11 protein-coding genes, 1 tRNA gene and 1 pseudogene are annotated in these 13,026 nt (G+C 70.6%); 11 read left to right on the top strand and 2 right to left on the bottom strand.

What is annotated here, in order from left to right; genetic code table 11:
• Positions 1-75 precede the first annotated feature (75 nt).
• Complete coding sequence (locus tag KSF81_RS22175; protein ID WP_217380806.1) at positions 76-318, bottom strand: YMGG-like glycine zipper-containing protein; 243 nt, start codon at positions 316-318, stop codon at positions 76-78.
• A 318-nt stretch (positions 319-636) separates the two neighbouring features.
• On the opposite strand from KSF81_RS22175, the gene KSF81_RS22170 reads away from it, so the two are divergent.
• From KSF81_RS22170 to KSF81_RS22115, 11 genes and pseudogenes are all read left to right on the top strand, one after another.
• Positions 637-712, top strand: a tRNA-Lys gene (locus KSF81_RS22170).
• Between the two features lie 938 nt (positions 713-1,650).
• Positions 1,651-1,791, top strand: coding sequence for a hypothetical protein (locus tag KSF81_RS22165; protein WP_217380805.1), 141 nt, complete (start codon positions 1,651-1,653; stop codon positions 1,789-1,791).
• Positions 1,792-1,974: 183 nt separating this feature from the next.
• Positions 1,975-3,380: pseudogene (locus KSF81_RS22155) on the top strand (amidase).
• 58 nt (positions 3,381-3,438) lie between these two features.
• Positions 3,439-4,254 carry an IclR family transcriptional regulator gene (locus KSF81_RS22150; protein ID WP_217380803.1) on the top strand — a complete coding sequence of 272 codons (816 nt, stop codon included), beginning with the start codon at positions 3,439-3,441 and terminating at the stop codon, positions 4,252-4,254.
• Between the two features lie 150 nt (positions 4,255-4,404).
• Positions 4,405-5,376, top strand: a complete 972-nt coding sequence (locus KSF81_RS22145; RefSeq protein WP_217380802.1) for a tripartite tricarboxylate transporter substrate binding protein — start codon at positions 4,405-4,407, stop codon at positions 5,374-5,376.
• A gap of 53 nt (positions 5,377-5,429) precedes the next feature.
• Positions 5,430-6,185, top strand: coding sequence for an SDR family NAD(P)-dependent oxidoreductase (locus KSF81_RS22140; RefSeq protein WP_217380801.1), 756 nt, complete (start codon positions 5,430-5,432; stop codon positions 6,183-6,185).
• A 27-nt stretch (positions 6,186-6,212) separates the two neighbouring features.
• Positions 6,213-6,971: an SDR family NAD(P)-dependent oxidoreductase gene (locus tag KSF81_RS22135; RefSeq protein WP_217380800.1), complete on the top strand. Its 759-nt coding sequence runs from the start codon at positions 6,213-6,215 to the stop codon at positions 6,969-6,971.
• Between the two features lie 161 nt (positions 6,972-7,132).
• Positions 7,133-7,966, top strand: a complete 834-nt coding sequence (locus KSF81_RS22130) for a tripartite tricarboxylate transporter substrate binding protein (protein ID WP_217380799.1) — start codon at positions 7,133-7,135, stop codon at positions 7,964-7,966.
• A gap of 40 nt (positions 7,967-8,006) precedes the next feature.
• Entirely contained in the window at positions 8,007-9,767 is a 1,761-nt protein-coding gene (locus tag KSF81_RS31645) for a M28 family peptidase (RefSeq protein WP_217380798.1), read from the top strand.
• Positions 9,764-10,720, top strand: a complete 957-nt coding sequence (locus tag KSF81_RS22120) for a tripartite tricarboxylate transporter substrate binding protein (RefSeq protein WP_217380797.1) — start codon at positions 9,764-9,766, stop codon at positions 10,718-10,720. The genes KSF81_RS31645 and KSF81_RS22120 overlap by 4 nt, the downstream gene beginning before the upstream one ends.
• A gap of 25 nt (positions 10,721-10,745) precedes the next feature.
• Positions 10,746-12,254, top strand: coding sequence for a M81 family metallopeptidase (locus tag KSF81_RS22115; RefSeq protein WP_217380796.1), 1,509 nt, complete (start codon positions 10,746-10,748; stop codon positions 12,252-12,254).
• Positions 12,255-12,277: 23 nt separating this feature from the next.
• Here the strand turns inward: KSF81_RS22115 and KSF81_RS22110 are convergent, their stop codons facing one another.
• The gene (locus KSF81_RS22110) at positions 12,278-12,967 is read right to left on the bottom strand and encodes an alpha/beta fold hydrolase (RefSeq protein ID WP_217380795.1); all 690 of its coding nucleotides are present in this window, start codon (positions 12,965-12,967) and stop codon (positions 12,278-12,280) included.
• Positions 12,968-13,026: the final 59 nt, after the last annotated feature.

Below are 13,026 nucleotides of genomic sequence, written 5' to 3'. Positions count from 1 at the left end.
TGGAACGGGGCCATCCTTGCGGATGGCCCCGGTATCATAACGGGAGGCCGGGACGGTCCCGGCCAGGCAGGACGCTCAGCGCCAGACCGGGCGGCCCAGATTCACGTCCCGGCCGCTGGTCAGGGCACCACCAGCCGCGCCCGCGGCGCCGCCGATCAACGCCCCGGTGCCAGCGTTGCCGCCGGTGAGCGCCCCGATACCCGCGCCAGCCCCGGCGCCCAGCAATCCGCCCGAGACAGCACGGTCGCCGGTGGAATAGCCGCAGGCGCCAAGGCTGAGGGCGGCGAGGGTAAGCAGGCTGAGGGTGGTTTTCCGCATCGGGACCGTCTCCTGGCTGTTGTGCCGGTGCAAACGCCCGGCATTTCGGATTGGTTGCGGTCCGGCCGTTGCCACTTCGGCGAGGTGCCGGTCAGGGAAGCGGGAGAGGCGCGGACAGAGGGGGTATAGGCGGAGAGCGGGGATCAGGCCGGGATTCGGCCTGCTGCTCCCGGTTTCGCCCATGGGGCGGCGGAATTCGGCCCGGCGCGGGACTGAAAGCGCCGCGATCGGCCGGCGGCGGTGGGTTTTGGGCTGGACAAACCCGCAGCGGACGCTAAGAAGCGCCTCCCGGAGCCGGACGGTCTGGCGGCGCCCGGCGGGCGCATAGCTCAGTTGGTAGAGCAGCTGACTCTTAATCAGCGGGTCCAAGGTTCGAGTCCTTGTGCGCCCACCATATCAAGACCTTAGCCTCTGGATAAAGCCGGGAATTCCGGCGTTCCGCTGGCTGTTCCGCCATTCGTTCCCAGCGTTGTCCGCGGTGCCGCGCCACCGCTGCCGCCTTGGCCTGCGCCGCGCCCGAGCGCGCAGGGCGGGCGGCCATCTGGGTTGTGGTCCAGCCATGCATCGTGCGGAGTTGCAGCGCGTCCGCGCCGCCGTCCGCCGCCTCAATCGCCGCGGCGGCCCGCAGGTCCCGGAATTGCAGCCTGGCCGGAATCCCTGCCGCGTTCGCCGCGTCGCGGAACCCATGCGGAAATAATCGACCTGCCACGGCGGGGCGTGTCGGCCATGGACATGTCCCGGGCCGGGGAGGCATGCGGCCGAGGATGCGTCTCGCTCCGGCCTTTCAACAGCCCCTCAACGTCCACCCCGCTGCAACCACCCAGGCATTGCCTCATTATGTCAAAACTTTGGCAAATCAGGCGAAACTATGGCACCCTTCCTTGTGGTGCCTCCCAAGAGGGTCCGTCGACTGCAGCCCTCCGGCAGGTTGCGACGGGCAGCGGGACGGCCAGACAGGGGGAGTGCCACCATGAGAATGGTCGCGGACACGGCTTACCGGGCCCGTGCGGGTTATCCCGGATCGGGCCGGGGCTGCCAGGGTGTCCGCATGCGCGGGGGCGTGCTCCTGCCCGAGATCCTGGAGCAGCGTCGCCGGCCCGGGCCGCAATCCCTGGGGGCGCGCTACTACGGCGGAGGCTGGAGGGCAGGCACGGCGCCGCATTCCCCGCCGCGCGACAGGATCGCCGGTCGCTCGGCGCCCGGCGTGCCGCCGTGCCAGGCCGGCCCCCCGCCGCAATCGCGGCCCCTCTTCCGCCGCCCCGCGAAGGCCGGGCGGGCGCGGGTGGGGGCGGCAGGCGGCGCCCCGCCGCTCCCCGGCACAGGACCGTGCGCATGACGCCGCAGCGCCTCCTGCTGGCCGCGGCGGCGGCGGCGTTCCTCTGGGCGGCGGGCCTCGACTACCTGTCCCAGCCGGCGGCCACCGCCGCGGCCAAGGTGCAGGAAGTGGCGCGAACCTCCGCCCCCGCCGCGTGACGCGGCCACCGGCCTGCCCGGCGCCTGCCCGCTCCAGGACCCCACCCGGCCGCATGAGGCGGTGGCCGCATCACGCCGCCTCTGCCGCCTGGTGCCCGCGCCGCTCCCGCCTTGCGCGGCCGGGGCAAGGGGTTCAGCCTCCGCTCTGGTCGGCTATCCAGCCACTTGCTTGAGGAACATCGGATGAGCGGGACAGCGTCCTCTCCGGCCGGGCTTCCGGTCCATGTCATCGCCCGCCGGATCGCCGCCGGCCGGCTTTCGCCGGTCGAACTCGTCGAGGATTGCCTCGCGCGCATCGAAAGGCTGGAGCCGAAGCTGCAAGCCTTCGTCGATGTCAATGCCGCGGATGCCCACCTGGCGGCCGAGGCCGCCGACAAGGCCATCCGCTCCGGCCATGCGGTCGGGCCGCTGCACGGCATCCCCATCGCGCTGAAGGACCTGGTGGAGATCGAAGGCAAGGTCGCCACCGGCGGCAGCGCGGTCTGGCGGAACCGCCGGGCGGAACGGACGGCCACGCTGGCGCGGCGCCTGATTGCCGCCGGCATGATCGTGATCGGCAAGACGCATACGGTGGAATCGCCTATGGCGGCTGGGGCACCAACCAGCACATGGGCACGCCGCGCAACCCGTGGGATGCCGCCGAGGCGCGCACGCCGGGCGGGTCGAGCAGCGGCTCGGCCGTGGCGGTGGCGGCAAGGCTGGTGCCCTGCGCCATCGGCACCGATACCGGCGGTTCGGTGCGGCTGCCTGCCGGGTGGTGCGGCATCACGGGGCTGAAGACCACGATCGGGCGCATCAGCACCTATGGTGTGCTGCCGCTCAGCCCGACCCTCGACACGCCAGGTCCCATGACCCGCAGCGTGGAGGATGCCGCCATCCTGCTGCAGGTCCTGCAGGGGGCCGATCCGCTGGACCCGAAAACCCTGGGCCATCGCGATGCCGAGCCGATGCCCGGGCTGCGGCGCGGCGTGACGGGCCTGCGCCTGGCACGGCTGCCGGAAGCCGAGCGCCGGGGCATCGATCCCGAGGTGCTGGCCACCTATGACCTTTCCGTCGAGGCATTGCGCAATCTCGGCGCCGAGATCGTCGAGCTGTCCTTGCCGCGCGGCTTCCGCGACCTCGGCGCATTGAACGGGCGGATCATGTCGGCCGAGGCCTATGCCCTGGTCGGAGACATCGCCGACAACGGCGATCTGCCGGTCGACGAGGCGGTGCGGCCGCGCATCCGCGCCGGCGCCGCCATCTCCGCGCGCGACTACCTGCATGCGCTCGCGGAGCGAGAACGGCTCAAGCTGGGATTCTCCGCCGCCATGGAGGGCGTGGATGCGCTGCTGACGCCGGTTGCAATGACGGCTGCGGTCAGGCTCGGCGAGGTCGATCAGGAGACGACACCGGCCTTCCTGACCCGCTGGGTGAACCTTCTCGATCTCTGCGGCCTTGCCGTCCCGAACGGCTTCACGGCGAAGGGCCTGCCGACATCCTTGCAGGTCGTGTGCCGGGGCGGCGACGAGGCGACGGCACTCAGGATCGGCTGGGCCTATCAGGACGCGACCGACTGGCATGAGCGCATGCCGCCAATGGCCGGCTAGACGGTCCTGGGTGGGGCGGCCCGATGCGGTGGTGGGTTGGTTCGCGAACAGGCCACGGATGACCGAAATCCCGAAGCAATTCGGCCGGGACCCTGGAGTGAAGACCCCCGCGGCAGGGGAATCGCCCTCCACCTACCAGGTCCAGGTCGTCGAACGGGCATTGCAATTGCTGACGCTGGTTGCCGACAAGCAGGGCCTGACCCTCACGGAACTTGCGCGTCGGTCCGGCAACAGCAAGGCGCGCACCTTCCGCCTGCTGCACACGCTGGAAGCTGCCGGCTTCATCCTGCGCAAGGGCAGCGAACCCGGCTTCCGGCTTGGCTACCAGGCCTTGCGGCTCGGCGTGCGCGCGGCCGAGCAGATCGATCTGGTGCGCGTCGCGCAACCGGTCGTCGAGGCCATCGGGCATCGCTGCGACGAGACCGTGCAGCTTCGCGTGCGCGACGGCCGTGACAGCATGTGCATCTGCCGCTGGGAAACCGACAAGATCGTCCGCTACCACACGGAGGTCGGGCGCCGTGTCCCGCTGCATGCCGGATCGGGCAGGCTGCTGCTGGCCTTCGCGCCGGCCGAGCTGCAACGCGAGGTGCTTGCCGCGCCGCTCATGGGCTTCACGCCGAATACCCCTGTCACCACGGAGCAATTGGCGCGGGAGCTGGCTGGGATCCGCAAGGAGGACCTGTGCGTGAGCCAGGGCGAGCTGGAAGCCGGGGCGATCTCCGCCGGGGCGTCGGTCCGGGACGCGACGGGAGAGGTCGTCGCCGTCTTCATCGTGGCGGCACCGATCGCCCGCGTGCCTGAGGCGAGGCTTGCCGAACTCGTTGCGCTGGCACGGGAGGGCGCGGCCGCCATCACCCGCGGCCTTGGCGGCTGACGCGATGCCGCCCGCCTTGCCGCCGCAAGATCGGTCTTGAACAGCGGCGGAGTTCCGTGGCTAGATCAATGAAACAGAGTTTCACTGAGTGAAACCACGCCTGCTTCCGGGGCAGAGGATCCCGCGGCAGGCTGCCGGGGAGGGTGACGGATGGCGGGCGCTTTCCTGACGCGGCGTGGAATGCTTGGCACGGGGCTCGCCATGGGGGCCGCGCCCGCGGCCGCGCAGGTCTTCCCTGACCGGCCGCTGCGCCTCGTCGTGCCCTACAGCGCCGGCGGCGGCACCGATGTCGCCGCGCGTGAGATTGCGCGGCACATGAGCGCGGTGCTCGATCAGCCGGTGATCGTGGAGAATCGCAGCGGCGCCAATACCGCGGTCGGCGCCGAATTCGTCGCGCGCTCGCGGCCCGATGGCTACACCCTCTATTTCGCCGGCGCGTCCAGCCTGGTGGTGCCGCCGTTGATCTGGAATCGGCTGCCCTACAAGCCTGCCGATTTCGCGCCGGTCTCGCTGGTGCTGAAGCAGCCCTATGGGCTGGGCGTCAATCCGCAGGCGGCGGCGACGCTGCAACAATTGGTGGAGCGCATGCGCGCGAAGCCGGACACCTATGCCTTCGGCCATACCGGCACGGGCGGTATCGGCCATCTGCTCGGTGAAAGGCTGATGGCAGCAACCGGAACCAGGATGATCTCGGTCTCCTATCGCGGCTTCCAGCAGACGGTGCTCGATGTCATCACCGGGCGCATCGCCATGACCTTCGAATCGGCGAACAACTTCCTGCCCTTCTACCGCGACGGCAGGGTGAGCATCCTCGCCGTCTCCAGCGATCGGCGGCTGCCGCTGCTGCCGGAGGTCCCGACCTTCGCCGAGGCCGGCTATCCCGACATGGTGGTGGTCTCCTGGCTCGCCGTCTATGCGCCCGCCGGCACGCCGGATCAGGTGATCGCGTGCCTCAACCAGGCCGTCGTGGCGGCGGTGGAAAGCCCCGAATTCCGCCGCCAGGCCGAAGGCCAGATGCAGGTCCCCGAGAGCAGCACGCCGGAGGGCCTTGCGGCGCTGACCGCGCAGGACATCGCGGCCTGGCGGCGCGTGATCGAACCATTGAACCTGCGGGTCGACTGAAGGCGCAGCTGCCGATCGCATCGGCGCATGACCCGGCATGACGGAGGCAGGCGATGAACGGCCAGCAAGGCAAGACGGCGATCGTCACCGGCGGCGCGCGCGGCATCGGACGGGCGATCGCGATGGCGCTGGCAAGGCACGGCTTCTCGGTCGCGGTCGTCGACCTGCTGCGGGAGCAATTGGCGGCAACCGCCGGGGAGCTTCGCGCGCTCGGCATCGAGGTGCTGCCGATCGTGGCCGACACGGCCGATTACCAGGCCGCGCGCGGCCATGTGGCGGCCATCATGGAACGCTGGCGCCGCATCGACGTGCTGGTGAACAATGCCGCCGTATTGCAGCCCAAGCGCATCCTCGAGATCACCGAGGCGGAATGGGACCTCGGCGTTGCCGTTAATCTGAAGGGCTACTTCAACTGGTGCCAGGCCGTGGCGCCGCATATGCTGGCGGCGGGTGCTGGCCGCATCATCAACATGTCCTCCGTCTCGGCCCATACCGGCCCCTCGGCCCATGCCGCCAGCCGCTTCGCCTATAGCGCCACCAAGGCCGGCGTGCTCGGCCTGACCCGCGGCCTGGCCCGCGAGCTGGCGCCGCAGGTCTGCGTCAACGCGATCTGTCCCGGTCCCATCCTCACCGAGCGGACGGCCGAAAGCTTCGCCACGCATCTCGACCGGCTGCCGCAGATCATTCCCCTTGGCCGGGTCGGCACGCCGGAGGACATCGCCGTGGTCGCCGCCTTCCTCGCCACCGCCGAGCCGATGTTCATGACCGGCGAGGTCATCGACGTGGATGGCGGCGCGAACATCAACTGAGCGGCACGCCGAGCGGAGGAGCAGGGCATGGATCTCGGGTTGCAGGGCCAGGTCGTCGCGGTGACGGGCGCCGGCGGCGGCATCGGCGGCGCCATCGCGCGGTTCTTCCACGGGCTCGGTGCGCGGATCTACGCTGCCGACCGCGCCGCCGAGGCATTGGCCTCCATCGGCGCGCTGCCCGGGGTCGCGACAGAGGTCGTCGATCTCACCGATCGCGCGGCGGCCGCCGCCTGGATCCGCGCGGTCGAGCAGGAGGCGGGCCAGGCGATCGACGTGCTGGTGAACAATGCCGGCGGCTCGCTCGGCCAGACACCGCGGGCCTTCGAGGAGGTCGCCGATGCCGACTGGGACAGCATCCTCGGCATCAATCTCGACGCCGTCTTCGTGCTGTGCCGCGCGGCGGTTCCGCGCATGAAGCAGGCAGGGCGGGGTCGGATCATCAATATCAGCTCGCGCGCCGGCCTGCAGGCATCGCTGCATGGCGTGCAGGCCTATACCGCCGCGAAGCATGCGGTGGTCGGGCTGACCCGGCAATTGGCGTCCGATCTCGGCCCCTATGGCATCACCGTGAACAGCGTCGCGCCGAGCCTGGTCCGCACCAATGCCGCGCGCGACCGGCAATGGGCCAGCTATGGCGAGGAAGGCCAGCGGGCGATCCTCAACCGCATCGGGTTGCGGCGGCTCGGCACCGCGGAGGAGATCGCCAAGGTCGTGGCCTTCCTGGCCTCCGACCTCGCAAGTTTCGTCAATGGCGTCGTGATTCCGGTGGATGGTGGATATGCCTGACAGGACCCTTTCCATGCGAAGCCTTCCCATCTCCCGCCGGGCGGGGCTGCTCGGCCTCGGCCTGCTTGCAGCGGCGCCGTTGCAGGCGGCGGCGCAGGAATTCCCCGAACCGACCGATCCGGCTGATCGTGCCCTTCTCGGCGGGCGGGAATACCGATGCGGTGGCCCGGATTATCGCGCCGCGTGCCGCCGAGCGGCTCGGCCAACCCATCGTGGTCGAGAACCGGCCCAGCGCGAGCACCGTGGTCGGGGTCGAGGCGGTCGCCCGGGCCCGGCCGGACGGCTACACGCTGCTCATCATCGACACCACCCTGCCCGTGCTGCCCACGCTGAACCGGCAACTGCCCTTCGATATCTTCAAGGACCTCATGCCGATCAGCTTCGCCGTCTCCGGCCCGACGACGCTGATCGTGCGCAATTCCCTGCCTGCGCATTCGCTCCAGGATGTCATCGCGCTGGCCCGTGCCAGCCCGGGGCGCCTGACCTATGCGACGGGGAGCGTTGGCGGCACCGCCCACCTCGCCGGCCTGCTGTTGCAGGAGGCCGCCGGCATCAAGCTGACGCATGTGCCCTATGCCGGCGCCGGGCAGGCGGCCAATGACCTGGTCGGAGGCCATATCGACATCACCTTCTCCGCGATCAGCGCCATCCAGGGCCTCATTGAGGCCGGCTCGGTGCGCGCCATCGCCACCACCGCGGAGCAGCGCCTGCCCTCCATGCCTGACCTGCCGACCTTCCGCGAATCCGGCCTGCCCGAGGTGGTCGTCGCGGCCCATTGGGGCTTCTACGCGCCGGGCGGAACGCCACCGCAGATCATCCAGCAACTCAGTGCCGCCTTCGTCGCGGCGGTGCGCGAGCCTGCGGTCAGCAGCGACCTGGAGCACCGCGGCTATGTCGCGCTCGGCACCACACCGGAGGAACAGGCGAGGATCCTGCGGGAGGAATTCGAGAAATGGGGCGGTGTCATGCGGCGGGCCGGTGCGCAGGGTGGATGACCGCCTGCGCCGAAGCATTTCACTGACCAGGGAGGCTTGAGTGTCCGAGCAGATCATTGCCGCCGTCTCCGCCGCGAATGTCCGCGCCCATGTGGAGCGGATCACCACGGCGATTCCCTCGCGCCTGGCCGGCTCGGCCAATGCGAAGCGCATGGCGGAGTATAGCCGCGACGCACTCCGGGCCGCCGGCGTCAGCGCCGAGGTCCACGAAATGCCCGGCCTGGTCAGCTTCCCGGGGAAGGGGGAGTTGCAGGTGCTGGCACCCGTCGAACTGGCGATCGAGGCCAATACCCTCGGCCACAGCCTGCCGACCCTGCCGGAGGGCATCGCGGGGGAGGTGATCGACGTCCGCTCCGGCGACTTCAAGGAATATGAGGGCCAGGATGCGGTCGGGAAGATCACGCTTTCCGAACTGTCCTACCATCCGGCGCGGCATGAGAAGCAGCGCATCGCCGGGCTGATGGGCTCCACCGGCTGCATCATGATGAATTGGGGGCATGACGGGAATACCGCCGTGCCCTTCGGCAGCGTCAAGCCGGCCTGGGGCAATCCGACCCCGGAAGGCTTCCGGACCGAGATGCCGACCCTGCCCTGCATCGGCATCGCCCGCACCGCCGGGCTCAAGCTGCGGGAGATGATCGGCCAGGGCCCGGTGCGCGTCCGCATGCGGGCGAATGTCGAGAATGGCTGGCGGCCGGTGCAGATCACGACCGGCGAGATCAAGGCGCCCGGCAGCGACGACTTCGTCGTGGTCGGCGGCCACCAGGATTCCTGGCCGGGCCCGCAGGCCACCGACAATGCCGCCGGCAATGCCTGCATCCTGGAACTGGCGCGGGTCTTCCAGCAGCACCGCGACAAGCTGCGCCGCGGCCTGGTGCTCGGCTTCTGGACCGCGCATGAGACCGGCACGATGATCGGCTCCTCCTGGTATGTGGACCGGAATTGGGACCGGCTGCGGGACCATGCCGTCGCCTACCTGCAGATCGACCAGCCCGGCTGCATCGGCACCACGCGCTGGGGCACCGCCTCCAATGCCGAGCTCAAGGGCTTCCACCAGGCGGTGGAGAAGCGCGTGCTGGGCACCCGCCCGGCCTCCTGGCGGCGGGCGGTGAAGACCGGCGATTCCTCCTTCTTCGGCCTCGGGGTGCCCATGCTGGCGGGGCAGGGCGCCTTCACGGAGGAGGAGCTGAAGCGGACCGCGCTGGCGACCCTCGGCTGGTGGCACCACTCCATCGAGAACACCATCGACAAGCTGGACTGGGACGAGATGCAGCTGCATCTGCGGGTCTATGCCGGCTGGCTCTGGGAATTGTGCACCGCGCCGGTGCTGCCCTTCGAATTCGTCCATGTCGCCGACCAGTTCATCGAGCGGCTGACGGCCCTGGCGCCGGCCGGCGGGACGATCGGCTTGCCGGGCGCCCTCGCCCGGGCCGAGGCATTCAAGGCTGCGGCGCAGCGGCTGGAGGCGGCAGCAGGCGAATGGCGGGCGCGCTATGCGAAGGGCAGCGTCACCGATGACGGGCCGGCCGAGGTGCTGAATGCCTGCCTCAAGCGCCTCTCGCGCATGCTGGTGCCGCTGGCCAGCACCGCCAAGGGCACCTATGGGCACGACCCTTATGGCTACACGCCGCAGGGCAGCATGATCCCCTCCCTCTACGACGTGCCGCGGCTTGGCCGGCTGCCGGATGGCGAGGAGCGGTGGATGCTGGAGGTGCAGCTCGTCCGCGACCGCAACCGCATCGCCGACGTGCTCGGTGATTGCTGCGGGCTGGTCGAGGATACGCTGCGGCGGTTGCCATGACGGCGTTCCCGAGGCGCGCGCTCCTGGCAGGGGCCGCGGCCTGGCCGATCGCGGCGCGGGGGCAGCCGGCGGACCGGCCGGTCCGGCTGGTCTGCCCCTGGACGCCGGGCGGCACGATCGACCTCTACCTGCGCGGCGCCGCGCAGATCGCCTCGCGGCACCTGGAGCGCAGCTTCGTCGTGGAGAATCGCGGCGGCGCCTCCGGCTCGGTCGGCACCGCCTATCTGCGCAACCAGCGGCCGGATGGCGGCGTGATCGGCGGCGTGACCGAGGCGGTGTTCCGCATCGCCATGGTGCAGCCCGTCGCCTACGACCCGCTGGCGGACTTCACCTATCTCGCCGGCACCAATGCCCTGGTCTGGGGCTGGTCGGTGCGCGCCGACAGCCCGATCCGCAGCCTGGCCGACCTGGTCGGGCGGGCCCGGGCGAAGCCGGAGGGCCTCTCCTATGCCGCCGGCGGCACCGCCGCCAACCCGCCGGTCGGCATGAAGGTGCTGGAGCACCGCAGCGGCACGCGGCTGCTCTTCGTGCCCTTCGCCGGGGGCGCCGAGATGATCAATGCCGCCATGGCCGGCACGGTCGACCTGGTCTTCGACTCGCTCGGCGCCGTGGCTGGCATGGTGGAGGGCGGGCAGATGCGCGTCCTTGCCGTCGCGGCGGAGGAACGCTTCCCGCGCTGGCCCGAGGTGCCGACCGCGCGCGAGCAGGGCTTCGACGTGCTGCATGCCCTGCCCACCGGCTTCATCGCCCCGCGCGGCCTGCCACCCGGGATCGCCGCCGTCTACGAGCGCGCCTTCCTGGCGATGGCCGACGACCCGGAACATGCGCAGCTCCTTGCCCGCCTGAACCTGGCGCCCTGGCGGCGCGATGCCCGCGGCTACCGTGCGCATGTGGAGGAGCTGTTCCGCACCATGCCGCCGCTGCTGCGCGAGATCGGCATGTTGCCGGGCTGAGGACATCACCAGGGGGGATACGAGCATGGCCAGGATCGCCGTCGGCGGCTTCCATCACGAGACCAATTGCTTCGTGAAACCGGATACCGACTACGCCTATTTCGCCAGCCACCGCGACCGTCCGCCGTTGGTGCGGGGCGAGGCGGTCTTCGAATGGCTCGGCGGCTCCTCCTTCGCGCTGGCCGGCTTCATGCAGGAGATGCAGCCCGGGCATGAGCTGGTGCCGCTGCTCTGGACCAGCGGCGGTGCCGGCGGCCTGGTGACCGCCGATGCCTTTGAGCGCATCACGGGCGAGCTGATCGGCCGCCTCTCGGAAGCCATGCCGGTGGATGCCGTCTATCTCGACCTGCACGGCGCCATGGTCAGCGCGCCCTTCGAGGATGGCGAGGGCGAGCTGCTGCGCCGGGTGCGCGCCGTGGTGGGCGAGACGGTGCCGGTCGTCATCAGCCTGGACTACCATTCCAATGTCACGCCCGGGATGGTGGCGAATACCGATGGGCTGGTGGCCTATCTCACCTATCCGCATGTGGACCGGGCCGAGACCGGCCAGCGTGCCGCGAAGGCGATGCAGCTTCTGTTGCAGCGCGGCCGGCCCGCGGGCCGGGCGCTGCGGAAGACGCCCTTCCTGATTCCGCTGAACGACCAATGCACCCTGGTCGAGCCTTCGAAAACCATCGTCTCACGCTCCAGGGTGGCGGAGGGCGATCTCGTCAACCTCTCCTACCTTGCCGGCTTTCCGCCGAGCGACCTCTATTGGTGCGGCCCTGCGGTGATCGCGCATGCCTGGACGCAGGAGGCCGCCGACCGCGCCGCCGACGGCCTGCTGCGGGAGATCGCCATGCAGGAGCCGAATTTCGCCGTGGAGATGGTCTCGCCGGAGGAGGGCGTGGCACGGGCCATGCGGCTGGCGAAGACCGCCTCTAGGCCCGTGGTCATCGCCGATACCCAGGACAACCCGGGCTGCGGCGGCAATGCCGATACGACGGGGCTGATCCGGGCCCTTGTCGCCGCGGGGGCCGAGGACGCCGTGGTCGGCTTCCTCTGCGATCCCGAGGCGGCCAGGGCCGCGCATGCGGCCGGCGAGGGAGCGGAGATCGCGCTGGCCCTCGGCGGCCGCACCGGCCCGGAGGGGGTGACGTCGCTGGAGGGCACCTTCCGCGTCACGCGCCTGGGCAGCGGCAGGTTCAACACCACCGGCAGCGTCTCCGGCAACCGGCCGGTCGATCTCGGCCCCATGGCCTTGCTGACCACCGGTGGCGTCTCCGTTGCCGTCACCACCAAGCGCATGCAGGCGCTGGACCAGGCGCCCTTCCAGCACCTTGGCATCGAGCCGCGGCAGCAGAAGATCCTCGGCCTCAAATCCACCTGCCACTTCCGGGGCGAATTCGAGCCGATTGCCGAGGCCGTCATCGTGGTGCTGGCGCCGGGCTATTACCGCGCCGACCCGGCGGTCTATCCCTATCGGCGGCTGCGCCCGGGCATCCGCCTGCGCCCGCTGGGGCCGGACCACCTGCCATCCCCGGGCAGCCCGTGACCGGTCCGGGCTTCGCGCCCGGGCTACCCCGCCAGGATCAGCCGCGCGAGGTCCTCCGGCCTGGTCAGCATCGGGTAATGCCCGGTGTCGAGTTCATGCCAGGCCGCCCCCAGCGCCGCCGCCGTGCGGCGCTGATGCACCTCCGGCGGATTGGCGCTCTGGCGGCACCAGATGACGCTGGCCTGCCAGCGTTGCTGCCAGAATTGCGGAAGCCGCACCGGCGCCTCCATGGCGGCGATCGGGTGCTGGGTATAGCGCGCCAGCACCCAGTCCCGCCGCGCCGGCTCCAACTCGGCGAAGAGCCGGGTCTCGGCATCCTGGCGCGACGGCCCGCTGGTCAGCGCGGTATTCACCGCCGTCGGGCGCTGCACGATGTCGGACAGCCGCTCCCCGTCGCGCAGCGCCAGCGCATCGGCGAAGACCAGCCGGCCCACGCGGTCGCGTGCCTGTTCCGCGACGCGGGCCAGCACCATGCCGCCGGTGCTGGTGCCGACCAGCACGGCATCGCGCAGGTCGTGGTTGAACAGCAGGCCGGCGAGCTCCTCGGCCTGGCTCTCGGTGGTGATGCCGGGCCGGAGCTGGCCCTGCCGCTCGGCGCAGCCATCGAGCGTGGGCGTCAGCACGAGATGCCCCGCCGCCCGCAGCCGCGCCGCCACCTGGTTCCAGATCCAGCCGCCCTGATAGGCGCCATGGATCAGCACGATGGGTGCCATTGTCGCGTTTCCCTCCCCCGCCGTCCCTGTAACCCGGGCTGCGGCATCGCCAGTCTTTC

This window comes from Siccirubricoccus sp. G192 (assembly GCF_019084075.1).
GTDB lineage: Bacteria > Pseudomonadota > Alphaproteobacteria > Acetobacterales > Acetobacteraceae > G192.
Note: the sequence above shows the minus strand (reverse complement) of the source record. Positions and strands in the feature narration are given on the sequence as shown.